22 protein-coding genes and 3 pseudogenes are annotated in these 24,432 nt (G+C 66.4%); 15 read left to right on the plus strand and 10 right to left on the minus strand.

Translation table 11 applies throughout. From position 1 onward, the window contains the following. Positions 1-72 precede the first annotated feature (72 nt). Genes IE277_RS42345 through IE277_RS50220 form a run of 4 tightly spaced genes read left to right on the plus strand, consistent with a single transcriptional unit; the run spans position 73 to position 3,897 of the window. Positions 73-2,031, plus strand: a complete 1,959-nt coding sequence (locus tag IE277_RS42345; protein ID WP_189959035.1) for an FAD/NAD(P)-binding protein — start codon at positions 73-75, stop codon at positions 2,029-2,031. After that, the gene (locus IE277_RS42350) at positions 2,028-3,440 is read left to right on the plus strand and encodes a nitrosuccinate lyase (RefSeq protein WP_189959036.1); all 1,413 of its coding nucleotides are present in this window, start codon (positions 2,028-2,030) and stop codon (positions 3,438-3,440) included. Before IE277_RS42345 ends, IE277_RS42350 begins: the two co-directional genes overlap by 4 nt. Next, a complete protein-coding gene (locus IE277_RS42355; protein ID WP_189959037.1) occupies positions 3,437-3,664 on the plus strand; it encodes a hypothetical protein in 228 nt (75 codons plus the stop codon). Before IE277_RS42350 ends, IE277_RS42355 begins: the two co-directional genes overlap by 4 nt. Further along, on the plus strand, positions 3,664-3,897 hold the full coding sequence (locus IE277_RS50220) for a hypothetical protein (RefSeq protein WP_189959038.1): 234 nt from the start codon (positions 3,664-3,666) through the stop codon (positions 3,895-3,897). Before IE277_RS42355 ends, IE277_RS50220 begins: the two co-directional genes overlap by 1 nt. Here the strand turns inward: IE277_RS50220 and IE277_RS42365 are convergent. From IE277_RS42365 to IE277_RS42375, 3 genes are all read right to left on the minus strand, one after another. Then, a complete protein-coding gene (locus tag IE277_RS42365) occupies positions 3,872-4,552 on the minus strand; it encodes an alpha/beta fold hydrolase (protein ID WP_189959039.1) in 681 nt (226 codons plus the stop codon). The genes IE277_RS50220 and IE277_RS42365 overlap by 26 nt on opposite strands. Positions 4,553-4,670: 118 nt before the next feature. Then, a complete protein-coding gene (locus IE277_RS42370) occupies positions 4,671-5,291 on the minus strand; it encodes a YceI family protein (protein WP_229882437.1) in 621 nt (206 codons plus the stop codon). A gap of 710 nt (positions 5,292-6,001) precedes the next feature. Beyond that, on the minus strand, positions 6,002-7,423 hold the full coding sequence (locus IE277_RS42375) for an NAD(P)/FAD-dependent oxidoreductase (RefSeq protein WP_189959040.1): 1,422 nt from the start codon (positions 7,421-7,423) through the stop codon (positions 6,002-6,004). 432 nt (positions 7,424-7,855) lie between these two features. Between IE277_RS42375 and IE277_RS42380 the strand changes: the two genes are divergently transcribed. The 5 genes and pseudogenes from IE277_RS42380 (at position 7,856) to IE277_RS42400 (ending at position 12,982) form a co-directional block, all read left to right on the plus strand. Next, entirely contained in the window at positions 7,856-8,419 is a 564-nt protein-coding gene (locus IE277_RS42380) for a hypothetical protein (protein WP_229882440.1), read from the plus strand. Then, positions 8,419-9,027 (plus strand): toxin, encoded by a 609-nt coding sequence (locus IE277_RS42385; RefSeq protein WP_189959042.1) that lies wholly within the window; start codon positions 8,419-8,421, stop codon positions 9,025-9,027. Before IE277_RS42380 ends, IE277_RS42385 begins: the two co-directional genes overlap by 1 nt. Continuing rightward, positions 9,028-10,236 carry an MAB_1171c family putative transporter gene (locus IE277_RS42390; protein ID WP_189959043.1) on the plus strand — a complete coding sequence of 403 codons (1,209 nt, stop codon included), beginning with the start codon at positions 9,028-9,030 and terminating at the stop codon, positions 10,234-10,236. It abuts the gene before it with no gap. Beyond that, the gene (locus IE277_RS42395) at positions 10,229-11,629 is read left to right on the plus strand and encodes an FAD-dependent monooxygenase (protein WP_189959044.1); all 1,401 of its coding nucleotides are present in this window, start codon (positions 10,229-10,231) and stop codon (positions 11,627-11,629) included. Before IE277_RS42390 ends, IE277_RS42395 begins: the two co-directional genes overlap by 8 nt. A gap of 158 nt (positions 11,630-11,787) precedes the next feature. Then, positions 11,788-12,982: pseudogene (locus IE277_RS42400) on the plus strand (IS256 family transposase). A 162-nt stretch (positions 12,983-13,144) separates the two neighbouring features. On the opposite strand, the gene IE277_RS42405 reads toward IE277_RS42400, so the two are convergent. The 4 genes from IE277_RS42405 to IE277_RS42420 form a co-directional block, all read right to left on the minus strand. Then, the gene (locus IE277_RS42405; protein WP_189959045.1) at positions 13,145-14,332 is read right to left on the minus strand and encodes a DUF6545 domain-containing protein; all 1,188 of its coding nucleotides are present in this window, start codon (positions 14,330-14,332) and stop codon (positions 13,145-13,147) included. Further along, on the minus strand, positions 14,329-14,631 hold the full coding sequence (locus IE277_RS42410) for a hypothetical protein (protein WP_189959046.1): 303 nt from the start codon (positions 14,629-14,631) through the stop codon (positions 14,329-14,331). Before IE277_RS42410 ends, IE277_RS42405 begins: the two co-directional genes overlap by 4 nt. Next, positions 14,628-15,233 carry a hypothetical protein gene (locus IE277_RS42415; protein ID WP_189959047.1) on the minus strand — a complete coding sequence of 202 codons (606 nt, stop codon included), beginning with the start codon at positions 15,231-15,233 and terminating at the stop codon, positions 14,628-14,630. The genes IE277_RS42410 and IE277_RS42415 overlap by 4 nt, the downstream gene beginning before the upstream one ends. Positions 15,234-15,819: 586 nt before the next feature. Next, positions 15,820-16,569, minus strand: coding sequence for a transposase family protein (locus tag IE277_RS42420; RefSeq protein ID WP_189959048.1), 750 nt, complete (start codon positions 16,567-16,569; stop codon positions 15,820-15,822). Positions 16,570-16,704: 135 nt separating this feature from the next. Between IE277_RS42420 and IE277_RS42425 the strand changes: the two genes are divergently transcribed. Further along, positions 16,705-17,277: a GNAT family N-acetyltransferase gene (locus IE277_RS42425; protein WP_189959057.1), complete on the plus strand. Its 573-nt coding sequence runs from the start codon at positions 16,705-16,707 to the stop codon at positions 17,275-17,277. Positions 17,278-17,285: 8 nt separating this feature from the next. Here the strand turns inward: IE277_RS42425 and IE277_RS42430 are convergent, their stop codons facing one another. Further along, the gene (locus tag IE277_RS42430; protein ID WP_189959049.1) at positions 17,286-17,690 is read right to left on the minus strand and encodes a type IV toxin-antitoxin system AbiEi family antitoxin domain-containing protein; all 405 of its coding nucleotides are present in this window, start codon (positions 17,688-17,690) and stop codon (positions 17,286-17,288) included. Further along, positions 17,687-18,169, minus strand: a pseudogene (locus tag IE277_RS42435) (transposase); the annotation flags it as partial. The gene IE277_RS42430 and the pseudogene IE277_RS42435, both read right to left, overlap by 4 nt. Before the next feature lie 2 nt (positions 18,170-18,171). Here IE277_RS42435 and IE277_RS42440 point away from each other — a divergent pair. The 5 genes and pseudogenes from IE277_RS42440 to IE277_RS42460 all read left to right on the plus strand — a co-directional run. After that, a complete protein-coding gene (locus IE277_RS42440; RefSeq protein WP_189959058.1) occupies positions 18,172-18,897 on the plus strand; it encodes a transposase family protein in 726 nt (241 codons plus the stop codon). Positions 18,898-19,463: 566 nt separating this feature from the next. After that, on the plus strand, positions 19,464-19,802 hold the full coding sequence (locus IE277_RS42445) for a hypothetical protein (RefSeq protein WP_229882438.1): 339 nt from the start codon (positions 19,464-19,466) through the stop codon (positions 19,800-19,802). A 167-nt stretch (positions 19,803-19,969) separates the two neighbouring features. Further along, positions 19,970-21,235, plus strand: a complete 1,266-nt coding sequence (locus IE277_RS42450; protein WP_189959050.1) for an ATP-grasp domain-containing protein — start codon at positions 19,970-19,972, stop codon at positions 21,233-21,235. A gap of 190 nt (positions 21,236-21,425) precedes the next feature. Next, positions 21,426-22,451 (plus strand): hypothetical protein, encoded by a 1,026-nt coding sequence (locus IE277_RS42455; protein WP_189959051.1) that lies wholly within the window; start codon positions 21,426-21,428, stop codon positions 22,449-22,451. Positions 22,452-22,580: 129 nt separating this feature from the next. Then, a pseudogene (locus IE277_RS42460) lies at positions 22,581-23,822 on the plus strand (IS1380 family transposase); the annotation flags it as partial. A gap of 268 nt (positions 23,823-24,090) precedes the next feature. On the opposite strand, the gene IE277_RS42465 reads toward IE277_RS42460, so the two are convergent. Next, positions 24,091-24,432, minus strand: a 342-nt coding sequence (locus IE277_RS42465; RefSeq protein ID WP_189959052.1) for a transposase, incomplete at its 5' end; no start/stop codon positions are given.

Here is a 24,432-nt window from a genome sequence, read left to right on the forward strand (position 1 = left end):
CCTTACGACCCGGATGAACTCCGGTGCATGCGACCTACTCAGACGCATTTCGACTTCGTGGAGAGAGGGACTATGACCGGCCGACGGCTCGACGTCTGCCTGATCGGTGCCGGGCCCCGGGGGCTTTCGGTCCTGGAACGGCTGTGCGCGAACGCGGTGTCGACGCCCGACGACGTGGCGATCACCGTGCATGTGATCGACCCGTTTCCGCCGGGGGCGGGCCAGGTGTGGCGCACCGACCAGTCCGCGCACCTGCTGATGAACACCGTGGCCTCGCAGGTCACGATGTTCACCGACGAGAGCGTGACGATCGACGGGACCCTGGTGCCGGGGCCCAGCCTGTACGAGTGGGCGCGCTTCCTCACCCTGATCGGCCCGCTGGACGACCGGCCCTACGACGAGGCGGTGCTCGCCGAGGCCAGAGCGCTCGGCCCGGACTCCTATCCGTCGCGTTCCTTCTACGGCCGCTATCTGGAATGGGTCTTCCAGCGGGTCGTCAGGACCGCCCCGGGCGCGCTGACCGTCATCGAGCACCGGGCCCGGGCGGTGGCGCTCGACGACGAGCCCGGCGGTACGCAGTGCGTCCTGCTCGACGACGACACGCTGCTCGCCGGTCTGCACGCCGTGGTCCTCGCACAAGGCCACCTCCCGGTGCGGCCGTCGGCCCGCCAGCGGGAACGGACGCGGTTCGCCCGGTCCCACGGCCTGGGCTACATCCTGCCCGCCAACCCCGCGGACGTGGACCTGTCGGCAGTGCGGCCCAGGGAGACGGTGGGACTGCTCGGACTCGGCCTCAACTTCTTCGACTACACGGCACTGCTGACACTCGGCCGTGGCGGGCGGTTCGAGGAACACGAGGGGAGACTGCGCTATCTGGCGTCCGGGCGCGAGCCACAGCTCGTCGCGGGCTCGCGACGCGGACTGCCGTTCCACTCACGAGGCGAGAACCAGAAGGGCGCTCACGGCCGGCACGAGCCCGCCGTGCTGACCCCCGAGGTGATCCGCGATCTTCAGCGGCGCGCTCGACGACACGGCGGGATCGACTTCCGCGCCACCGTGTGGCCGCTCGTGGCCAAGGAAGTGGAGACCGTGTACTACACGGCGCTGCTGACAGCCGAGGGCCGGCCGACAGACGCCCGGCAGCTGCGCACCCGCTACCTTGCAGCCCCGCCCGGGAGCGCTCAGGAAAGGCTCCTGCCGGGCGAGTTCGGCATCGACGCGGACCGGCGCTGGGACTGGGACCGCATCGCCCGGCCGTACGCGGACCGGGACTTCGCCTCGCCCGAGGACTTCCACAGCTGGCTCCTCGACCACCTACGCGCGGACCTGAGCGCCGCGCGGGAGGGAAACGTGGCGGGCCCGCTCAAGTCGGCGCTCGACGTGCTGCGCGACCTGCGCAACGAAGTGCGTCTCGTGGTCGATCACGGCGGCCTCACCGGCGGCTCCTACCAGCGCGATCTCGACTCCTGGTACACCCCGCTCAACGCGTTCCTGTCGATCGGCCCGCCCGCGCGGCGGATCGAGGAGGCCATCGCCCTTGTCGAGGCCGGGGTGCTGCGGGTGCTCGGTCCCGGCATCCGGGCCGCGGCGGAGGAGTCGGAGGGCGTGTTCACCCTCGAATCGGGGGCGGTGCCCGGTTCCCTGACCAGGGTCACCACGCTGATCGAGGCACGGCTTCCGCAGACGGATGTGCGGGTGACCGCGGATCCGTTGCTGCGGCACCTGTCGGGCAGCGGACGCTGCCGCAGCTACGAGATCCCGGGCCCCGGCGAGGAGTCGTACGAGACCGGAGGCCTCGCCGTCTCCGAGACGCCCTACCGGCTGATCGACGCCGAGGGAGACGTGCACCCGGGCTGCTTCGCCTTCGGTGTGCCTACCGAGGCCGTGCACTGGGCGACGGCGGCCGGCATCCGCCCGGGAGTCGGCTCGGTGACCCTGCAGGACTCGGACGCCATCGCCCGAGCCGTGCTCGCCCTGGCCGACGCAAGTACGCAGCACGACCGCCCGATGATCGGAGAACTGACGCGATGAGCATCATCGATGCCGGGCTGCTCAGCCCGGTGCGGGCCGGCACCGCCGCCGAGGCCGCGACGTCCGACGAGGCCTGGCTGCAGGCGATGCTCGACGCCGAGGCGGCGCTCGTGCGCGCCCAGGCCGCCCTCGGCAACGTACCGGAGCAGGTCGCGCGGACCATCACGCACTGGGCCCGCGCCGACCACTTCGACCTGCCCGAACTGGCCCGGCGCAGCAGGGGCGCGGCCAACCCGGTGGTGGCTCTGGTCCAGCAGCTCACCGAACTGCTCACCGCCAAGGCGCCCGAGGCCGCCGACTACGTGCACCGCGGCTCCACCAGCCAGGACATCTTCGACACCGCGCTGATGCTGGTATCGGCCCGCACCTTGGACCTCGTACTGGCCGACCTGGACGGCATCGTCGACTCCCTGCGCACACTGGCCGCCGAGCACACCGGCACCCTCATGCCGGGCCGCACGCTGGCGATGCACGCGGTGCCGACGACGTTCGGACTCAAAGCGGCCGGCTGGATGGTCGCGGTGCGCACCGCCGCGGCCCGCCTGCACCGGCTCCGCTCCCAGGGCCTCGTCGTCCAGCTCGGCGGAGCGGCCGGCACCCTGGCCGGATACCTCGCCTATGAGCACCTCCACCGGGAGGACCGGGAGGACCGGGAGGACCGGGAGGACCGGGGGGAGCCGCCGACGGAGGGCTATGCGCGACGGCTGACCGAGCGGTTCGCCGCGGAGACGGGACTGCGGGCGCCCGCGCTGCCCTGGCACAGCCACCGTACGCCTGTCGCCGCCTTGGCCAGTGAGCTCGCCCTGGTTGCAGGCGTATTGGGGAAAACGGCGGTGGATGTGCAGTCCCTGGCCCGGACCGAGGTCGCCGAGCTCGCCGAGCCGGCCGCGGAGGGCCGCGGAGTGTCCTCGGCCATGCCGCAGAAGCGGAACCCGGCCCTGGCCACCCTGATCCGCTCTGCCGCTCTGCAAGTGCCCGCTCATGCCAGCATTCTGACGCAGTGCCTGCTCAGTGAGGACGAGCGCTCGGCCGGAGCCTGGCACGCCGAATGGCAGCCACTGCGGGAGTGCCTGCGGCTCACGGGCGGCGCCGCCCACACCGCCCGCGAACTGGTGGCAGGCCTTGAAGTGTTCCCCGAGCGCATGCGGGCCAACGTCGACATGACCGGAGGACTCATCGTCTCCGAGCGCCTGGCCGCGGCACTGGCACCGGCCCTCGGCAAGGCGGCCGCCAAGGCCGCCGTCGGCCGGGCCGCCGCGGAGGCGGCCGGCGGCGGATCGCTCGTGTCGGCCCTCGCGGCGCAGGAGCCGCTGGACGCCGCGCGCCTTGCGGACCTGCTCGACCCCGCCGCCTACACGGGCGCGGCCGACGAGCTGGTGCGCGACGCCCTGCGCGAGGCGGACGCATGAGTCGGGGTGCCCTCGCCGGTGCGGCCGGATCCGGCGGCGGGCTTGTCGACTTGGCGCTCTCCATCCGCCCCGAACTCACCAAGGTGGTGGAGCGCGTCGAGAACTACGTCGCGACGGCCCTTCCCGAGCCGGGGCTCAACACGAAGGTGTCGCTCTTGGAGCACCGCATCCAACTCGGGGAGGCGCTAATCAACGGCGGATCCGATGATCAAGGAGACGCCTGATGAGCGAGGCCATCACCGAGCACGGGACCGTGGAAGAGCCGGTCGTCGAGTCGGCCGCGGAGGCGGTGTCGGACGAGCCCGCCACCCCGACGTACTGGCAGCCCAACGCCGCGAACGCGCCCGGATCCGCAGCGAGAAGGGCATCCGCTGGGGCGGGCGGTCACTCAAAGCCGCATGATGAAGCAGTACCGGATCACGATGCCCTGACTACGTCTGCCGGCATTCCGGGTTGAGGAATCCCCGGGCGATGGCATTGAAGGCATGCGGCGCCGTCACGGGCAGGAGATGCCCGGCGTGCGGAACCACCGACAGGTGGGCTCCCGGGATGGCCGCCGTGGTCCGTCGGGCGTCCGGCAGACTGGCGCGATCCCGTTTTCCGCACAGCACAAGCGTGGGAACGGTGATCTGTGGAAGCACGTAGGAGAGGTCGCTTGTCTGCAGAGCGTCCAGCATATCGATCCATCCGTTGCGATCGGGCAGGTCGGAGGTCGCACGGACCAGCCAGCCGGGGCGATGCCGTTCGATCCGAAGCCGACGCTGTGATGTCGTGCCCGGCGCGATCTCAGGTCCCCCGGACAGAATCAACCGGGCAACGAGGTCCGGGTTCTCACCTGCGACCCGCGTGGCCACGATCGCCCCGAGAGAGTGGCCGCACAGGTGAACCGGCCGTAGCCCTCGGGCGATCCCGGTGACGGATTCGACCGCCGCCGTCAAGCTGAACGGTCCCGGTGCGCTGCTGAACCCAGGCAGATCAGGCGCAACGACGTGAAAGTCATCGGACAACGCGTCCAGCTGACGTCGCCACATCCGACCGCCCTGCCCGGCACCGTGCACCAAGATCAGCGCCGGACGATCAATCTCGCCAGCCTCCAGAACATGCGTCCCCATGACCACAAGATCGCAGCTCCACAGGCGCCAGACCAGCCCCGGCCCGAGCCCGGCGAACCTATCCGGTCAGAGCACTAGACATGACAGTCACCCGCCGCCCGGTGCGCTTGCGGCGGCGTCAGGCATGGACACACGTGACCTCCAGCGTCAGGTCGAGATGGCGCCCGGCCATCCCGCGGGCCGCGGTCACACCGAACTCTGTGCGGTCGACCCGGGTGGTGGCACGGACGGTGAACGAGTTCGTGTGCACCTGCGAGCGCACTATCGACAGGCTCGCGGACCGGGGGACCCCGCACGCGGTGAGCGTGCCGGAGACGGACGTGGCGTCCACCCGCTCGGAGACGAACGTGATCAGCGGGTTCCGGTCGGTGTCCAGGAACTTCGCCGACGGTACGTCGCCGTCCCGCTGGTCGTTGCCTGTGCTGAAGCTCGCTGCGTCGATCTCCACGCGCAGACGCGATTCCGACAGCGGCTCGGCCACGTCGTCTACACCCCGAAAGACTCCACGAAATCCCAACTCCTCGAAGCCAAAGAAAACTTGCAAAGGATGGCTGTGTCGATCCCGCTCACCGACGACGAACAGGCAGCGGTTGCCGACGGTCAGACCGCGATCGACCGCCTCCTCGCAAGACTCGCTGACACACCCACCCCGGCCGGACCAACACCCCGGCAGCTCGATGTTCCGACCAGCGCCATCCTTCTGCCGATCCTCGGCATTCGACAGGGCAAAGCCCAACAAGCTTGACAATTCTGATTCCACAGAATGATGCGGTTGACATGGCCTTCGACGATGCCCGAGCTCCACGGGAGGGTGAGGCCGGCGGTGACGGCGTCGAGGTCGAGGCAGAGGTTATGCGCGAAGGAGGGGACGGGGGCCGGTGCGTCGCGTTCTGCCTCGCGTACCCACTCCAACAGCTGGTGTCCGCACCGGTGTTGGAGCAGGTCGTGGAAGGTGCGGACGAGGTCGCAGGCCCGGGCGATGTCGGGGCAGGCCAGCCGCACCTTCAGGAGTTGGTCTTCCTCGTGCGCCCGCAGAGTGCCGCGGGGCAGCATGGCAGCTCCGCTCTGTGACACAAGACCTGGCCTACCAGCCCGCTTCGACCATCCAGGCCATGGCTCGTACTGTCGTCGAGTACACCGCTGGACCGGACTACCAGCTGCTGCTGTGGGCATGTTCGAGCACATCCCGGTCTATCTGGTCGCCGGGGCCCGCTCACGTGCGGGGTGGGATGTGCCTGCCTGGTCTCTGTCCGCCGCAGCCAGTTACACCGAGCTTCCCCGCACGGGCCATATGGTGATGCTGGAAGCGCCCGAGAGGTTCGGCGCACTCCTCGCTGGGCTCCTTGCCCCGCCGTCAGCAGGCCAGGTCAGCGCCCCAGAGTGACTGCTGGGGGCACCTGGCCGCTTCGGACTTCCCGTCAAAGGAACTGCACCCCCTGAAGAATGTGCCTATGCGCTCGCTTCGGCGACCTTGTCCAGGCCGTTGAGCAGGTTGCGCTCAGCTGGTGCGAACTGCGGGCCCTTGAGTGGCGGGCGGAGGGGGCCGAGGAGTGCTGCAACGAGAGTGCTGGGGCTTATGAGTGTGGTGGGCGGGGCTTGAAGAGCAAGCACGTTGGTCAGAGCCGTCGCGGCGTGGAAGGAGCCTGTTGCGGTGCGGGACAGGCGGCTGACGTAGCGGTGCAGGAGGCGGTCGGCGAGATTCGGGCTCTTCCCCTTCGTGGTGGGGAAGTGAATGTCCTGCCCGGTCGCCAAAGCCCACGCATTGTCGATGCGCCGGCCGACGGCGCGCTGGGCGCGGTGGGTGAGCCCAGGGGCGCATGGGCGGGAGAGGAGTTCGCGCAGGTCGATGGCGCCTTGTGCCGCCACGGATATGCCTTGCGCGTACGTGGGATTGAAGGTGGCAACCGAGTCTCCGAGTGCCACGAGACCGTCTGGCCAGTGAGTGAGCCGTTCGTAGTAGTAGCGCCGGTTGGCGGTGCTGTGGGTGACATGGACGTCGGTGAGCGGTTTGGCATGGGTCAGGAGGTCGGCCAGGAGGGGGTGGCGCAGGGTGCGGGCGAAGGGTTCGAAAGCGTCCGCGTCACGGGGTGGGTGCCCGCCGGGGGCGCCCATCAGGCTGACGTGCCAGCGGTCGCCTTCGATCGGCAGGATGCCGCCTGCGTTGGCGGGTCCGGGAAGGCTAGGGCTGGCTTGCACACCGATCACGGGCCAGCCGCGGGTGGGGACAGGGGCGAGGTAGAAGCGGCTGGCATAGGCGAGGCCGGAGTCGATCTGGTCCTGGGCGAGGCCGGTGATGCCCAATCGGGCGAGCCACTGAGGTGTGCGCGTGGCTCGGCCGGAGGCGTCGATGACCAGATCCGCGCGGAGTTCGGCTTCCGGGCCGTGGTCGGTGCGGATCCGGACGCCCGTGACGGTACGGCGGTCGCCGAGTAGCTCGATGGCCCTGGTGTGTGTGCGCACCGTGACCCGGGGATCCTTGAGGACTTGCCCGCGGACGATGTAGTCGGTCAGGTCACGGCTTGCGGTGATCAGGGAGTGAGTGGCGCGCTGCCAGCGGCGATACCAGCCTTCCGGTGAGCAGATGACCATGTTGCTCGTTACAGGAATCCGATGTGCTCCTGCCGCCAGGAGTAGGTCGACGGAGCCGGGAAGGAGGCTCTCGATTGCCTCGATGCCGCCGGTCTGCAGGAAGTGGATGTGGACCGCTTGGGGGACACCGGTGCGAGGCTCTGGTCCCTCGGGCAGCTCGTGGGCCTCGAGGATCTCGACGGAATCGACGTGGTCCCTGACTGCTGCCGCGGCGAGCATGCCGGCGATGCTGCCCCCGATGACGACTGCACGGGCGGGGCTGCGGCGCGGAGCTGTACTCATGACGGGCTGCTTTCTCTCGGGGCGCCGAGTGATTCAGTAGGTTGGGCAGTAGGGGAGGCGTGAGTGCCGGGGGCAGGGGAACCTGGTCCTGCCTGCGTCGTGCCGGCGCGGGGGTGATGTCTCGTGGTTGAGGGTTTCTGCGCTGCCGCTTGCGTGCGACCAGGACAGGATCATCGCTGCGTTAGTCGTGGTCGCAGTGCAGAAGACTCCTTGGGCGTCTGGAGCATCATCTGTCCAGTGAGATGACTCCAACAGGCCAGGCCACATCAGGCCCGAAGTGGTGCACTCTTGGCCAATAAACGATCGTTGTGAGTAGTGTCGAATGTGCGTAGGGTGCCATGCACATGTGGGACTAGCCGCCCCCCCCGGATCGCAGGGAGCGCATCGTTGGAGTCGCAGGCATCTCTGTCCGAGACACTTCGCCGGTTGGACGTGCTCATCGATGAGCACGGTCTGAGGCGCTCGGACGTCCTCGATCCGAAGCAGCTTGCGGTGCAAACGGCCCAGCCGGAGACCGTCGTCGCTCACCTGCTCAATGGCGGTGCACCGCCGGTCGACACGGTGAGCGAGCGGGCCAGTGCACGGATCAAGACGCTCTCCAATGACTATCTCGCGCGCACCGGCAAGCGCATGTCGGATCTTGCCGCTGAAGTGTCTCTACGGTCGGGAGTTTCGGAGGTCTGGGCACGCCAGGTCTGCGACGGCAAGAAGACGCCCAACATCGAACTCCTCCACCACCTTGTGGGATTTTTCGGCGTGGACGGCGGAGAGTCCTTCTTCACGGCTTCGGCCGACGAAGCCCTCAATCGTGTCCTCCTGTCGGTCCTGGCGAAGCTGGACAACCCCGGTACGGACCCCGTGGGTGCCCTGCTCGACCGATACGGAGTGAAAGCCGCGGATCTGCGACAGCACGGTTCCATGACGCGACAGCAACTGGAGCGAGTCCTGGAAGGCGTGCTGCGGTCGGTGGTGCCCGAGGAGGGAGAACCCAAGTAATGAGCACCAAGGCGATGAAGGAACTGCTGGGCGCCCTGGGGAGGGAAGCCGCGAGGTCCATTCAGAGGCCGGCGGAACCGCGGATTGTCATGCAGGAGTTCACTCGGGCGATGAGCGTTCGCGTGGGCCGGCCCATCGAGCTCGTGTTTCGGTCCTTCCCTCCGGACATCCCTGTCTCGGGCTTACGACTGGACTGCGGGGACCGGTCCGTCATCGTGGTTGAGGAAGCCACCGCCCCCGAGGCCCAACTGGTCATCCTGGGTCATGAACTATGGCATGAGGAGGAAGGCTGTAACGGCCACCACACAGCCGGCCTGCCCGCTGCCGCCCGCGCGCTCACCGCGAACCGGGCATCCGATGCCGTCCAGCGGGCCGCGGCGCAAATCCTCACTGCGGACGAAGTCCCACGCGAGGCCATACTCACCGTTGCGGCCCGAGCGGACTCCGCCAACGACCACGAGGTGGACGCAGAGACCTTCGGACTGTTGTTCGGCCGCGAAGTCCGCACCTGGATGACGGGGCGGTATGCGGAGGGACCGGTGAGTGCTGCAACTGTTGAGGGACGTATCCATCTGTCGCTCCTCAACCGCGGCGGATACATCCTGTAAATGAACCCCAATTTTCACATCCCTTACGCCGTGCCCACCGTGCTGCTGGCGACCGCACTCCTTTTCAAGTTGCCCACCATTGTGCGAGCCTGGCGAGATCCCGATGTCCGGGCTACCACACTGCTGTTGACCTGGGCCACAGCCGTGCTCGTCGTCATCACGCCGGCCAACATCGAACGGCTCAATGTCCTCACGGGGATACCGAACATCGCGTCACCATGGGCCTACAGCTTCCTGACCGCGTTCTGCGCCACTGGTCTGACAATGATCATGCGGTGGCGGGAGGAACCATCGCCACAGCGCCAACGCCGGATGCGTCGCGTGTACTGGATCTACTCGGGCATCATCGTGGCCCTCTGGGTAACGTTCCTGGTGGCTCACGTGCCCACTCCGCGGATCTACGATCTCGACACCTACTACGCCAGCACCCCGTGGATGCGCGAACACATCCTGCTCTACCTGCTCGCGCACATGGTGTCGTCCCTGGTCGCCGCCTACATGCTGTGGACGTGGTCCCCCGAGATCACCAACGCCTGGCTGAAAACGGGCGTCATCTGCCTGCAACTCGGCTTCGCCTCAGGCCTCATCTTCGACATCGCAAAACTCGCCGCGCTCGGCGCCCGCTGGTCCGGCACCAACTGGGACAACCTCAGCACACAGGCCGCGCCCCCTTTCGCACTGCTGGAGGCCATCCTCGTCGCCATCGGCTTCATCGTGCCCCAAGCCGGGCCGTTCCTGCAGAAGCGGCTCCGAGACCAGAGCGACTACTGGCGTCTGTACCGCCTGTGGAGACTGGTGCGCATCCTGGCACCAGCCTCGGCAAAGGCCCGCTTCGGTCTCTGGGCACCGCTGGACCTGCGTCTGATGCAGCGCCGGCAACGCGTCCACGACGCACTGCGGCTGCTCGCTCCCTACCTCGACTACAGCCTGTATCAACGAGCTGAGAAAGCGGCGTCCGCTGCCCTTAACGAGGAGCAGGCACGTGCTCTGGCCGGCGCTGTCACCATCAGAGCCGCCATCCGCACCTATCACGGCAACGCGGCGGGTGGGGACGCCACGGCCCGTCCAGACAGCCCGACGCCTTCCCCGTTCGGCTCTGAGATACACGACCACATCGACGCCATCTCCGATGCACTGCGCCATCCTCGCGTCGTCGACAGTTTCCACAAGCGGATGACCAGAACAGAAAGCACCGACGCCCATGCCTGAGGTAAGCATCACCGGTCGGCCCACCGTCATCGTCATAGGCGCTGGTGCTACAGGTCTCTTCGCCGCCGCCGCCCTGACCGAATTCGCCGATGTCACCATCGTCGAAAGGGACCGTCTGCCCGAAGGCCCCGAACCCCGCCGAGGCGTCCCCCAGGCCCGGCACGCACACCTCATATGGAGCGGTGGCGTCCTCGCCTTCAACGAACTCCTGCCCGGCATCGTCGACGACGTCGTTGCCCAGGGAGGCCGCCTGATCCACATCATGGGCGACATGGTCTCCCGGGCCCCCAACGAGATCTGGTTCCGGCGTTTCCTGGCCACCCATCACCGCAACCTGGTCTGCTCCCGCGATCTGCTGGACTCCGCCCTGCGCGACCGCGTCCTGGCCCACGAACGCATCACCACCTGCCAGGACACGACCGTGCTCGGTCTGCAGGGAGATGCCGATCGAGTCACCGGCATCCGCGTCCGCAGCGGTGACGACGAAGTCACGATGACCGCTGACTTCGTCATCGACGCCTCCGGCCGCGGATCCCGCACACCCCAATGGCTCGAGAACCTCGGCCTGCCACAAGTCTCCGAACGCGAGGTCAACGCCGGCGTCGCCTACGCAACTCGCCTCTTCCAAGCGCCGGGCAGATCCGCAGAATCCGCCTTCCCGATCGTCAATGTGCAGGCCAACCCCGCCAAGGCCCCCGGCCAGGGCGGCATCATCCTGCCGATCGAGGGCAACCGCTGGATCGTCACCCTCTCCGGCACACGCGGTGGCGAACCCACCAACGACCCCGACGCCTTCATCGACTTCGCCCTTGGCCTGGGCGACCCGATCATCGGCGAACTCCTCAAGACCGCCGAACCACTTGGCAGCGTTGCCACCACCCGGTCCACCGCCAACCGCCGCCGATACTACGAAAAGTCCAAGCGCTGGCCTGACGGCTTCGCCGTGCTCGGAGACGCCATTGCCGGCTACAACCCCGTCTACGGTCACGGCCTCACCGTCGCCGCCCAGTGCACCCTGGCGCTTCGCAACGTTCTGCGCACCGCCCGGCTCACCGACCCCGGCACCGCCCAGCACATCCAGCGCGCCGCGGCACGCCCCGTTTCCGCCGCCTGGGACCTGGCCGTGGGGCAGGACGCTTTCTACCCCGCCGCCACCGACAAACGGCCCACAGCCGTCGAACGATTCCTTGCCCGGTACGTCGACCGGGCCGTTGAGACCGGAGCCGGCAACCCGCGCGCCCTGGGTGCGCTACTGGACGTCATGAGCCTGGAAAAGCCTCCCACCAGACTCTTCTCACCAGACATGCTCATCCCGATGCTCCTGGGCCCCCGAAGGCCTCGCCTGCCGGGAGCACCCCTGACTGATTCGGAGCGGAAGACCACCATCACCTGACTCCGCGACGGCGCTCGGACTCACTGGGGCGCTAATCAACGGCGGATCTGATGATCAAGGAGACGCGTCTGATGACGGAGACCGCCGTGGAGAACGAGCAAGCCGAGCCGGTGGTCCAGCCACCGTCGAGTGCGGTGTCGGACGAGCAGCTTGTCGCGATGCTGGTTGATCGGGCCCGGAGCGAGGGACTGCAACTGACCGGCGAAGGCGGGCTGTTGCAGCAGCTGACCAAGAGGGTGCTGGAATCCGCCCTGGAGGGCGAGATCACCGACCACGTCGGCTACGAGAAGCACGACCCGGCCGGGAAGAACAACGGCAACAGCCGCAACGGCACCCGGGCCAAGACCGTGCTCACCGACGTCGGCCCGGTGGAGGTGAAGGTGCCCCGCGACACCGCCGGCACCTTCGAGCCGCAGATCGTCAAGAAGCGGCAGCGCCGCCTGACCGGCATCGATGAGATGGTGCTGTCGCTCTCGGCGAAGGGCCTCACCCACGGAGAGATCTCCGCTCATCTCGCCGAGGTCTACGGGGCGGAGGTGTCCAAGCAGACCATCTCCACCATCACCGACAAGGTCATGGACGGCATGGCCGAATGGCAGAACCGGCCGCTCGATCGCGCTTCCCGGTCCTGTTCGTCGACGCCATCAACGTCAAGATCAGGGACGGGAAGGTCGCGAACCGTCCGATCTACGTGGTGATGGCCGTGACCGTGGACGGCACCTGCGACATCCTCGGCATCTGGGCCGGCGACGGAGGCGAGGGCGCCAAGTACTGGCTGCACGTGTTCACCGAGCTGAAGAACCGCGGCCTCGACGACGTACTGATGCTGGTCTGCGACGGGCTCAAGGGCCTTCCCGAAGCGGTGGAGACCGTCTGGCCTCGCACGATCGTCCAGACGTGCGTGGTTCACCTCCTGCGGAACAGCTTTCGCTATGCCGCCCGCCAGGACTGGGACAAGGTCGCCAAGGCCCTCAAGCCCGTCTACACCGCGCCCAGCGAGGACGCGGCCACGGAGCGGTTCAGGAGTCCTGGGGCACCAAGTATCCGGCGATCGTGAAGCTGTGGTCGGACGCCTGGGCCGAGTTCGTGCCCTTCCTCTCCTTCGACGTCGAGATACGCAAGGTCATCTGCAGCACGAACGCCATCGAGAGCGTCAACGCCCGCATCCGCAGGGCCGTCCGCGCCCGCGGACATTTCCCGAATGAGGCGGCCGCCCTCAAGTGCGTCTACATGGCGCTGATGAGCCTGGACCCGACCGGGAAGGGCCGCAAGCGGTGGACCATGCGCTGGAAGGCACCCCTCAACGCCTTCCAGATCGCCTTCGAGGGCCGCCTGACCCCGAGCAACAACTGACACCTCAACAACCAAGATCAGCCGTTAAGTTTACACACCCGACCCATGGGGACGATGTCGCTCGCCAGGCATCGTGGCGTCCGTGACTCGGCGAGCGCGGACACAGCCCAGCGGCTGCGCGGCAGCGAGGAACCGCTTCAGCCGGTTGGTGATGGCAGGCCGTCAGGCATGTGCAGTCGCATTCTCAGGGCTGTTCAGTGCTCGCAGGAGGCTGTCGATGCTTCGAGGCCGGCGCAGGGCCCTTGAGATGGGCTGGATGTGGTCAGTGACTTCCCGGCCGATCTGCGGGGGCATGGCGCCGGCGGCTTGCGGGATCTGGCGGGTGTATGCGTCGAGAGCGGCGCGGATCGCGACAGCTCCTGCGATTCCGCGGGCCCTCGTCTCGCTACGGCAGGTGGCGGCTGCCTCGTAGGCTTGCAGATACAAGGTCCGGTCGTAGTACGGAGCGAGCCGCAAGAGCGCGTCCAGGACTTGCTGCTGCCGTTGCATCAGCCGGAGGTCAAGAGGTGCGAAGCGGCCGATGCGTGCCTTCGCTGCGGAGGGCGCCACGTGCCGGATCGCTCGGGTGAGCGGCCGAAGGGTCCAGTACGCGGCTTGCTCGCGAGGCCAGGTTTGCAAAAACGGGCCACACACAGGCAAGAGAAAGCCCGTGGCGACGAGAGTCCCGCCCAGGATCGCGAACGCAGGAGCAACGGTAACGTTCAGATAGTCCCAGTTCATCCCTGCCCACCGCGCGCCGATCGCGGTCAGCTTGGCGCAGACGAAGACCAGTCCGAGTGCGTGTCCGACCTGAAGGCAGATGAGGCCGGCCTTCAGCCATCGGGCGCTGACGTGGGAGATCCAGGACCAGATCATCCAGGCGGAGATGAGTGTTGATGTCAGGTAACCGAGCAGGTAGAGAAGGATGTGCCCGCGTACCCAGGGAGAGTTGGCGTAGTAGGTATCGAAATCGTAGACCCGCTCGACGGGTACGTCGGCCAAGAGGAACGTCACCCACAGGGCAGCAACGCCACCAGCATAGATGCGCCATACCCAGCAGATCCTGCGGCGGCGTCGTAACGAAGGTCCTTCCAGCCACGTGATGATCATGGTCAGACATGCACCACAGAACGCCTCGATCATGGAATAGGTCCACGGCGCCGCGAAGTTCGGCATGCCGGTGATGACGTTGATCCCGTGGATGTGTGTGACGGAGACGAAAACTGCTAAGGCGAACAGCAAGACGAACCATGTTGCCCGCGCATTGGGATCTTTCCACGACCGCACGATCGTCGGCGACTTGAGGACCAGCGCAACTACGAGCAGTGCGATGGGAACGGCGTAGGGCAGGTACAGGACCGTGAGATTCATAGTGAGTGACCGCCCCAGCTGGTCATGGAGAGGCTGTTGCGGCACCTGAGGCTCTCAGTAATGGCTGGCATTTGTGCGTACGGGCCAGTCATCCAAATGTTTGCCTTGCTGCCGAAGACCAAGTCGAGCGAGTCCATCTCGACGTGTTGGGTGTCGGGGGAGTCGGCGTGAGCATCGAAGGTGAAAAGTGAACCGCAGAACGTCTTCATAACGGTTTGAGGGGCTATCGGCAGAGTGATCTGCTTCTTCGTCTCGTTACTAAGTTCGGTTAGGTGTATCTTCATGACGATCCTGCTCACGATTGCTCATCCTCCTCCGAAGCCAGGGGCTTCAGGGCGCCGCGAATGAGCCGATCAAGCTGTTCAGGCGTCATGGTGCCGTGACGGCGAAGGTCCGTGCCAACTATGCCGTATCGCTTCATGAGTTCCAGGGTCGGGTCCTGTGAATGTGGCTTTTCCCACCTCTCCAAGATGGGTACAAGGACACGGTCGAGAGACTCTTCCGGAGTCCCCGTAAAGAATTCCTCACCCCCATCGACATCGAAGAAATCGGCCAAGTCGTGGAGCAGGCGCACGTCGGGCATCTTGTCCCCTTTGAGAACGCTGCGTGCCCACGGGGCTGAGAGGCCTAACGTGTTGACCATCTCGTCGGCCAGGTCGGCCAACCTTGCCTTGTCTCCTCTGTGACGGGCGAAAGCCAGGGTCTTTATCCGCGTGGTGACGCGTTCTTCGATGGTTCCAGCAGCCACGTCTTCGCCCCGTAAGAGCGCAACGACTGTCGACTCCGGCAGCGCTGACCTGACCGCAAGGCTCCCTGGGTCCAGCAGGTCGGCTCTGCTGAGATTCTGCTCCTCGATGCATCTGTTGACGCGCTCAAGTGTCCCCTGGAGAGGGCTCCCCACCGCTGTACCTCCGGGCACGTCGAGACCACTAGTGCACCGCACCCTACGGGGAGCTGACCTGCTGCACAACGATCGTTTTCTGCGCCGGCCAGCCGCAAGCGGCTGCAGTTGCTGGTCCTGATGGAAGTCGTTGGCCGCGCGACTGCCGGCTGGTTCGAGCCTGGCATGGTCGAGGAAAAGCATCAGTCGCGGCCGTAGATTGCATCGGACGAACTGTGCTTGCTTGTCGAGCGGCAGCCCGAACCGGAGCGGCTGGCGCGGCCGGCCACGGGTCCGGACCGGCAGGCTCTGTGCGGTCTCCTGTACGTGCGGCAGACCGGGATCCAGAGGGGCACCTGGCTCGGGGACTGGGCTTTGGCCTGGTGATGACATGCCAGCGGCGCCTGGCCGCCAGGAACGAGGCAGGCGCGTAGGACACCAACTGCAGCCGGTGCTGCGGAAAAAGCTGCGGTCGGCAGGCAAGAGGGACCGGGCGCGGGCGATGGCCGATTCCTCCCAGGGGGATGGCGTGAAGGCACCGAACGTCACCCCAGTCCGTCGACCGCGAACGACAGGGCGCCAGGGGCCACGCGGCGAGTGAGCCTTTTCAGCGGTGCCGTTCCAGGGTGAGGATGGCGGCTGCGACTGACGACATGCGGTTGGGACTGCACCGGGCTTTGCGGAAGATCCGCCAGGACTTCAGTTGTGCGACGCCGCGCTCGACCGGGGCGCGTGCTGCCGACAGCGCGCGGTTGACGGTTTGCTGGGTTGGTGTGAGGCCGCGGCCTGGTGGGCGTCTGCGTGGTGTTGTCACCCATGGGCCGGCTCCGATGTAGGCGCGGTCGGCGAGGATCGGGATGCCCTGGCGTTCGCAGATTCGGATGATCCGGTGAGTGCGGGCCGCGGTCAGGTCGTGCGCGCGGCCGGGCAGTGCGGGCGAGATCCACAGCAGTCGTCCGGCCCGATCGGTCGCCACCTGCACGTTCACGCCGTGACGTCGGTGTTTTTGGGAGAAATCGGCCCGACTGTCACCTACCCGGTCGCACTCCGCGAGTGTGCCGTCCAGCAGGACGTAGTCGGGGTCGGCTTCGCGCAGGCTCCGCAGGAGCCCGGGTGCGCGGTCGGCGAGCAGGCTGATGACGGCTGCAGTGTAGGCGTGCGCGGTTCCGACGGAGATACCGAAGCCTGCCGCGAGTTGGGCCAGGGTGTCATGGCGGCGCAGGTACATCAGGCCGACCAACGCACGCTGGTGCGGCGGGAGTTTGCAGCGTCGGTCACCCTCGCGCGTGACGATGAGCATGGTTACCCACTCGACCAGGGCGTGCGGCAGGCCGAGTGCGGCAGGATACGGAACCAACGCGGCTCCTGTGCCTGTGGGTTGAGAGGGCGTTAAGCCCGCTTCTGGTAGTGGACTTGTTCAGGTGGGCCAGGAGCGGTCCGGGACGGGATATTCGGTGTTCTGCCCACCCCATGAGGACACAAGATGGTTCGCATGACCTTGGCTACTCCCATCCTGCGCACCACTCGCCTGCGACTGCGGCCGTTCACCGAGGCCGACGCGGACCTCCTCTTCGCGCTGCACAGCAGCACCCATGTGATGCGCTACTGGGACTCCGCGCCGTGGAAGGACCGGGCTCGTGCTGAACGCTTCATCGCGATGTGCGGAAGGATCGCCGACGAAGGCACGGGGGCGCGGGTGGCCATCGACCGTGCTTCTGACGGGGCCTTCGTCGGTTGGTGTGGTCTGACCAATTGGGACCCGGACAACCGCAGCGCGTCGCTGGGCTATTGCCTCGACCCTGCCATGTGGGGCCACGGCTACGCGACGGAAGCCGCGCGTGCCTTGCTGCAGTGGGCATTCGACACATTGGATCTGAATCGAGTTCAGGCCGAGGCGGATACGCGTAACGCGGCATCTGGCCGGGTTCTGGAGAAGATCGGATTCGTGCGGGAAGGGACGTTGCGGGAAGATTGCGTCGTGAACGGTGAGGTATCCGACTCGTGGGTATTCGGGTTGCTCAGGCGAGAGTGGCGGCCGTCGACCATGCCGATGCCAGCCCGCTAAAAGCGGTGTTACATCCGTTTCTGGTATTGGCCGCGTCCGGGTTGCTCGAGGAGTCCCTGGCGGACGAGTCGTCCCAGGCGGGAGCGGGTGACGTTGATCGAGGGCTTGTCGGTGGGCAGGCCCAGTTGCTCGTGTAGATCGCGGACGCGGAACACCTTTCCGGGGTGCTCGTTGAACGCCGTCACGATGCGCTGATAGACGGTGGCGGTGGCGGGATCCGCGACGGTCGGTGCGTGGTCGGGCGGGGCGAGGCTGTCGATGACCTTGCGTGTGGCGATGAGTTCGGCCAGGCGGGCCTCGGTTTCGGCGAGGGCGGTGGTGAACTGCTCGATCGGTTCGCGCAGTTGATCGGTGCGGGCGGCGGTCTCGTCGTGTTCGGCCTGCAGCAGCCGCAGGAGTTCAGAGACGTTCACGCGGCCAGCTCCATCTCGTCGCGCCAGGCGGGGCTGGGGGCGGTGAGACGGCGGAGCATGCCGGCAGTGGCGGCCCAGTAGATGCGGGAGGCAGCGTTGTCGGGCCGGTGGTCGTAGTCGCGGGCGAGGCGCCGGTGCAGCATGAGGGTGCCGTTGACCTGCTCGACCACCCACCGTTTCCGTTGCGGAACGAAGCCTTTGCCCTGGTCGTCGGGGTTGCGGCGGACCACCTCGACGGTGATGTCGTTCACCGCCCCGTGAATGATCACGGCGTCCTTGAAGCCCTGGTCGACCAGGACCTTCTCCAGACGCATCCCGCACCGCTCCGCCGCCTGGTCCAGCAGGGCGATGCCGGCCTCGTTGTCGTGTGTGCTCGCGGGCAGCACCACCACACCGATGATCAGGCCCAAAACGTCCACGGCGAGCCCGCGCTTCCTGCCAGGCGTCTTCTTGTTCGCGTCCAGTCCCGTCGTCTCACGAGCTGGTCGAGCATGTCTCATGGCTCATCTACGCCCGAAGGCGTGAACTTCGCTCCGTCTGGCGGAGGTTGAGCTGCTTCAAGCAGGCCCTGCTGGTTCTGGCACACCTGCGGAAGAACGAGACGTTGACGCAGGTCGGTGCCGGGTTCGGAGTTTCCGAGGCCACCGCGTGGCGGTATGTGCACGAGACCGTCGAGGTCCTCGCCTCGTGGGCACCGGGACTGCACGAGGCCCTCGTCGGTCTGGGCGAAGGCGACTTCGTCATCCTCGACGGCACGCTCATCCCCACCGACCGCATCAAGGCGGACGAGCCGTACTACTCGCAGAAACACAAGAAGCACGGCATGAACGTCCAGGTCATCGCACGTCCCGACGGCACACCGCTGTGGTTCTCACGGGCAACGCCGGGCCGAAACCACGACCTGACCGCAGCCCGCGGCCACGGCATCGTCCAGGCCTGCCTCACTCGCCAGATCCTCGTCCTGGCCGACCGCGCCTACCAGGGCGCCGGCGCCACTGTCCGCACCCCGTACTACGGCCACCGCGACCTGCCCGAGCACTACCAGCAGTACAACCGCGACCACGCCGGCCTACGCGCTCCTGGCGAACGCGCCTTCGCCCGCCTCAAATCCTGGCGACTGCTACGGCGAGCGCGCTGCTCAACCAACCGCATCGGCAGGACTGTGGCAGCCGTGCACACCCTCTTGACCTGCCAATACTCAGGATGAAAGAGGCTCAGTGACTGTCAACATCCGTCCGTTCCGTCAGCGCGGACGGCGGCATCCAACCAGTAAGAGCGATGTTCAACGATCGTTTTCCGGCCAGCAACGATCGATATCAATGACAGAGAGGCTGGTTTCCTACGCCCCGTGCCGTCTCCGCAGGGGCCCTTGGACTCAATCTTCGAACGGCGTGGCGTGCCGCTGTGCTTTGCCTGAACTCAAGGGGCAGGCTTGTGTTCAGCCACACCCTGACCTGTGTCTCGTCTGCCGGTGCTGTCGCCCCTCGGCCCCTCGCGAAGGTGCGTGCGGCGGCTGTCGGCCGCCCGGCGGTGCGCTGATTCTTGGCGGCCGGCGCCTCCATCGGGCCGACCTGGTGCTCCACCGTTTCGTGCCCTCCGAGCGCAGTTGGGCCAGATCTCCCAGCACCGCTCCTGGCACGTACTTGCTCACCATAACGATCGTTTCTTTGCTGAAAATGATCGTTGACAGCGATGTTCGGTCGTAGCACGATCCTGCGATACGGCTGTCCAGACAGCCGCTGTCACGCGTGTTGTCAGTTCCAAGCCATCGGTGTGGATGCCAAGCAGTTGATTGGAGGCCTGAGTATGTGCGTGCCGACCATGCGGGATACGCCTCAGCTGACCGAGAGTGACTTCTCGAAGGAGGAGGTGGCAGAGTTCCACCGCTTAATGACGGCGCTCCTCACCGCATGCAAGACGGTTGGGGAGCGACATGCACCCGAAGGGAATTGGGTGCCGTCCAACATCGGACTCCATGAGCAATTTGGGGAGTCCATGCAGGTGATCGCGCACATTTCCCGACAGCTCAACCAGACGCGCACTGGCATGCGCAGGATCACCGGTCGTGCACGTGAACGTTTGTACCAGCACTCCCGGCGCCAGCCGCATTAGTCATTGCGGGTGGTTGGGTCGCGTTCCAGCTTCAGGATTTCAGGGCTTTAGTGACATCTCTGCACTTCGCAGCCGCTGACGTTACGTATCGGGGTTACTGAGGGAGTGCGGCCGCTTCCCTTTAGTCGCGAGAGCAGGATCGCACGAACGTCTCCTCAGAGGTAGGGATGCCTGAACCAGTGTGCCTTGTTGGGGCCGGAGATTTCAATGCCGTCGGAAACGAGTTTCGCCTGGGGCAAATTGCTGCGTCGCATCCGGTAATACTGCTTGATGCCGTTGCGCCAGTGTGGGCGCGCCCATATCTGGCCAGCCACATAGCGGCCGACCTTGCAGACCCTGCAAGTGCCCTGGCGGCAGTGAAAGGATACTGGTCCCGTCATGAATTGCGTGGAGCGCTCACCTATGTCCCGCAGTACCTCGGTACCACGGCTCGGATCGCCGAACTGCTCCAAACACCAAGTGCCCCGCTGGAATCCCTACTCCCCTGTGTCGACCTTGCCCTGCTCCGCCGGCAACTTACACGACACAGAGTGCCACAGCCTCGCTGGGCAGTAGCATGCGATCCCAAATCGGCAGTTGCTAATGCAGAGTCACTCGGATACCCCATCCTGATCAAGCCGACCAGGAAGGCACGCGAGCTCGCCTTACTGGCACACAACCGTGAAGAAGTCAGCGCAGCATATGAACTGGTCACCCAACAAGTCGCAGGGTGCACCGTTGCTCAGCGCGAAGACGTTTTGATTGAGGAAAATTCACACGGACACCAAGTCTCCGCCGAAACGGTCGTTCTCGATGAAGCAGACATACGAATCGCTGCCATCACCCGCACTGCAGCTGGTGCGCTTTCTGGCCAGGTGAAACGACATTGCATCTTTGCGCACGATCCGCTGCTGCACAACCCTGTGCTAAGACAGATCGTCATGCGTACCGTCCGGGCACTCGGCGTCACACGCGGCGTGCTCCACGTTCAAATGACGCTGACGCCGGGAGGACCGCGCATCACCGACGTCAGCGCACATCTCGCAGACGACCTCATTCCGCTGTTGGTGCTGGAGGCCACTGGAATCGATCTGCCGGGCATCGCCGCTGACTTGTCAACCGGCCGTACCACAAATGTCGTGCCCACCCGACAACAGGCAGCTGCTATTCAGTTCCTCTATCCACCGGTGGCGGGCTACGTGCGCCGCCTGGCCGTGAACCCTCAAGTAGACAGTCAATCGCTCCTCAAGCGTATCGTTTTCACCCAAAAACTCGGCAATCGCGTCACGCGTGGTCCGAACGCGACTGCGGAAGACCAGACCGGACACGTCGTGGTACGTGGGCCCGATGGGCCGAGCTGTCACAGAACGTTGGACCGGATCGGGCAGTGCATAGACACTGCAGTTGCGCCGTCATCCCCTATACGCGCCGAGGCGACATGCCGGCCGAAATAAGAAGCTGGCCCACTCGCCGGTCAGAGGGGTTGAACAGGTGTTTCGCTTGGGGGAGATGTCAATGTTCGCAGTCAGTGTCGGTCAACGAGAGAACATTTAGCAGGGGTGGGAGCGAAGGTGACGTCGAGCCGCTGCACGTCATCCGAGGGGGGACACGATGAGCTTCCCCGGACGGATCAAGCGTGGCCCAATGGCCGCCGACGTCCTGCAGCGGCAGTTCACCCAGATCCACAACGCAGTGTTCCGCGATCCGCGAATGAGCTTTAAAGCCAAAGGAATCTTCGGGCTCATCAGCACTCACGTGGACGGATACGGAGTTTCAGAGGAGTCGATCACGGCGTGCGCCACGGACGGGCTGTCAGCCGTCCGGACTGGCCTGAAGGAGTTGATCGCCCTCGGCTACCTTCAGCGCCGGCGTGAGCGTGACCAACGCGGTCGTCTCGGCGAGTCCGAGTACTACATCACCGACATGCCGGAGGGGCTGTCGATCATCCTGTCTCCAGGCTGGGACGTCCTGAAGGAAGACCGCAGGCCAGAGCCAACATGCGAAAATCGCACTCTGGACGCCGACGGACGAACTCCCAGCTCAGAGCCAACATGCGGTTCTCCTAGGTTGGACGAGCCAACGTTCGAAAATCGCCCGCATAAGAACAACACCCCCGGAGGGGGTTCCTCCCCCTCCGGGGGTGAAGAAGACTCTCTCTCTCAGAACAGGGAGGGTGCGCCCGCTCTGGACAAGGTCGGCACGGCTGGAGAGAGAGACACGATCGCTGCGCTCCAGCCAAGCCGGATGACCTCAATGGCCGAGGTGCACAGACAGCGAGAGCCGTCAGAACAGCCAGCAGCAGAGGAGCGGATCGTGGACGCGTACGCGGCTGCTCTCGCGCGACCAGTACTGAACGGCACCCAGGCCAAGCTGAAGCGTCAGGCCGCCGAGCTACTGGCGCAGGGCCTGCCGGAGGGGTGGCTGTGCGACCGAGCGCGAGAACTGGCATGGCGCGGCTGGTCTGATCTCGTCCAGCATGTCGAGCGGTCTACCGTCCCGATCAATGGGCACCGGCCGATGTCCCGCCCCGGCTTGCCGGAGTGGTGCGGCCAGTGCGGCGAGAGTACTCCGGCCGCGCGTCTCAATCCGCGGTTCCGTACTCTTGGTTCCGTGGGCTCGGGGCAGAAGTGCCCGCGCTGCCACCCGCACGTCGTCCAGACAGGCCTGTGAGCCGCCCCTGGCTGTCACCGGCTGCGGGCCCGGGCGGAGGACCGGATCCGGGCCGCCCGGTCCACCGGCCTGCGCAACCTCCCCCTGCACCACACCGCACAGAACAAGATCTGGCTCGAGATCTGAGGCGACCCCGGCCGGGTCGCCGTCGATCTGGCGGTGACGCTCGCCAACGGCGGCGAGACCATCACCGACTTGGCCGTGCTGCGGGACCAGGGCGAGGTGTTCGGGCCAGTGGCCTCCACGCCCACCGCGTGGCGACTGCTCGCCGACGCCGACGAGAGGGTGCTGGCCCGGCTGCGATCGGCACGTTCTCGTGCCCGGGAGACCGCGTGGCTGCAGGCCGTCGAGACGAGCGGGGGCATACCCACCGCACGGGCTGGAGGACGCGAACTGCCCGGTCTGGTCCTGGACATCGACGCCACGCTGATCACCTGCCACTCCGAAAAGGAGCAGGCCGCGCCGACCTACCAGGGCGGCTTCGGCTACCATCCGCTGCTGTGCTTCCTGGCCAATGCCGGCGAAGCCCTGGCGGGGCGACTCCGGCCCGGGAACGCCGGAGCGAACACCGCCAGTGATCACATAGCGGTCCTGGACGATGCCCTCACCCAGGTCCCTGACGCCCACCGGTACGGCACCGACCTCCTCATCCGCGCGGACAGCGCCGGATGCGCCAAGACCTTCCTCGCCCACGTCCGCAGCCTGCGCGACAGAGGAATGAGAACGTACTTCTCTGTCGGCTACGCGATTACCGAACCGGTCCGCCGCGCGATCCGGGCCATCCCCGACCGGCTATGGCACCCGGCCCTCGACCAGGACGGCAGTCTGCGGCCAGGGGCCGAGGTCGCCGAGCTGACCGGCATGGTCGACCTGCCGGGCTACCCGACGGGCACCCGCATGATCGTGCGACGCGAGCGCCCGCATCCCGGCGCTCAACTGTCCCTGTTCGACCAGGACGAGGGACTGCGTCACCAGGTCCTCCTCACCGACACCCTGTTCTCCAGCGGCGGCTCGGCCCAGTTCCTGGAGGTCCGCCACCGTGGACACGCCACCGTCGAGGACCACATTCGGACAGGCAAGACCACCGGCTTCGACCGCTTCCCCTCTCGTCGCTTCCAGATCAACGCCGCCTGGCTAGAACTGTCGCTGACCGCGACCGACCTGCTCGCCTGGACGAGGATCCTGCTGCTGGACGGTGAACTGGCCGGCGCCGAGCCTAGAAAACTGCGCTACCGGATCCTGCATGTCGCAGCTCGCCTCACCCGCGGCGGCCGCCGCCTACGACTGCGAATCTCCGCGACCTGGCCCTGGAGACACGAACTGACCACGGCCTTCCACCGGCTCGCCGCCCTGCCCCGCCCAGCCAGCTGACGGCTACCCCTCCTATCCACCCACGACCTGACGGACCACGGAGAACCCGACCACCGCGCCGGGACTTCGCCATGCCCAAGAGACAGAAGGCGCCTCGAACGTCCAGCAGTTGATGATCAGAGACGTCTCGTCATCGCAACCGAAACAGCGAGGCTAGTAGGGCTTGGTCAGGTTCGTATCGGCTCTGGCATGTTGCGGTGACAGGTGGGGCAGGCGCCGGTCCAGACCGCGAGGAGTGTCTGGAGTTCGCGGGCGACTCCGTAGAGGCTCAGGCCAGCGCCGTCTCTTTTGGGGATCGGGTCAGTCGCTGGAGGGTGCAGAAGGCGTGTGCGACGGAGACGAGGGTGACGTGGTGGTGCCAGCCTCGCCAGGTGCGGCCTTCGAAGTGCGTCAGGCCCAGGGCCTGTTTCATCTCGCGGTAGTCGTGCTCGATGCGCCAGCGCAGTTTCGCGGTGCGTACGAGGGTGGCCAGCGGGGTGTCGGCGGGCAGGTTGGACAGCCAGAACTGGACGGGTTCGGGCTCGGTGGCGGGCCATTCGGCCAGCAGCCGGCGCACCGGCAGTTCCGGGCCGTCGGCGGCCTTGCGGATCTCGCGTCCGGCGGGCCGGAT

The sequence above is a fragment of the Streptomyces alanosinicus genome (genome assembly GCF_014650595.1).
GTDB lineage: Bacteria > Actinomycetota > Actinomycetes > Streptomycetales > Streptomycetaceae > Streptomyces > Streptomyces alanosinicus.

Bases quoted from the DNA above. Each gene is read 5' to 3' on its own strand.
- IE277_RS42350 (WP_189959036.1), top strand. From the start codon at position 2,028: ATGAGCATCATCGATGCCGGGCTGCTCAGCCCGGTGCGGGCCGGCACC.
- IE277_RS42450 (WP_189959050.1), top strand. From the start codon at position 19,970: ATGCCTGAACCAGTGTGCCTTGTTGGGGCCGGAGATTTCAATGCCGTC.
- IE277_RS50220 (WP_189959038.1), top strand. From the start codon at position 3,664: ATGAGCGAGGCCATCACCGAGCACGGGACCGTGGAAGAGCCGGTCGTC.
- IE277_RS42375 (WP_189959040.1), bottom strand. From the start codon at position 7,423: ATGAGTACAGCTCCGCGCCGCAGCCCCGCCCGTGCAGTCGTCATCGGG.
- IE277_RS42395 (WP_189959044.1), top strand. From the start codon at position 10,229: ATGCCTGAGGTAAGCATCACCGGTCGGCCCACCGTCATCGTCATAGGC.
- IE277_RS42405 (WP_189959045.1), bottom strand. From the start codon at position 14,332: ATGAATCTCACGGTCCTGTACCTGCCCTACGCCGTTCCCATCGCACTG.
- IE277_RS42425 (WP_189959057.1), top strand. From the start codon at position 16,705: ATGACCTTGGCTACTCCCATCCTGCGCACCACTCGCCTGCGACTGCGG.
- IE277_RS42455 (WP_189959051.1), top strand. From the start codon at position 21,426: ATGGCCGCCGACGTCCTGCAGCGGCAGTTCACCCAGATCCACAACGCA.
- IE277_RS42355 (WP_189959037.1), top strand. From the start codon at position 3,437: ATGAGTCGGGGTGCCCTCGCCGGTGCGGCCGGATCCGGCGGCGGGCTT.
- IE277_RS42385 (WP_189959042.1), top strand. From the start codon at position 8,419: ATGAGCACCAAGGCGATGAAGGAACTGCTGGGCGCCCTGGGGAGGGAA.
- IE277_RS42390 (WP_189959043.1), top strand. From the start codon at position 9,028: ATGAACCCCAATTTTCACATCCCTTACGCCGTGCCCACCGTGCTGCTG.
- IE277_RS42345 (WP_189959035.1), top strand. From the start codon at position 73: ATGACCGGCCGACGGCTCGACGTCTGCCTGATCGGTGCCGGGCCCCGG.
- IE277_RS42365 (WP_189959039.1), bottom strand. From the start codon at position 4,552: ATGGGGACGCATGTTCTGGAGGCTGGCGAGATTGATCGTCCGGCGCTG.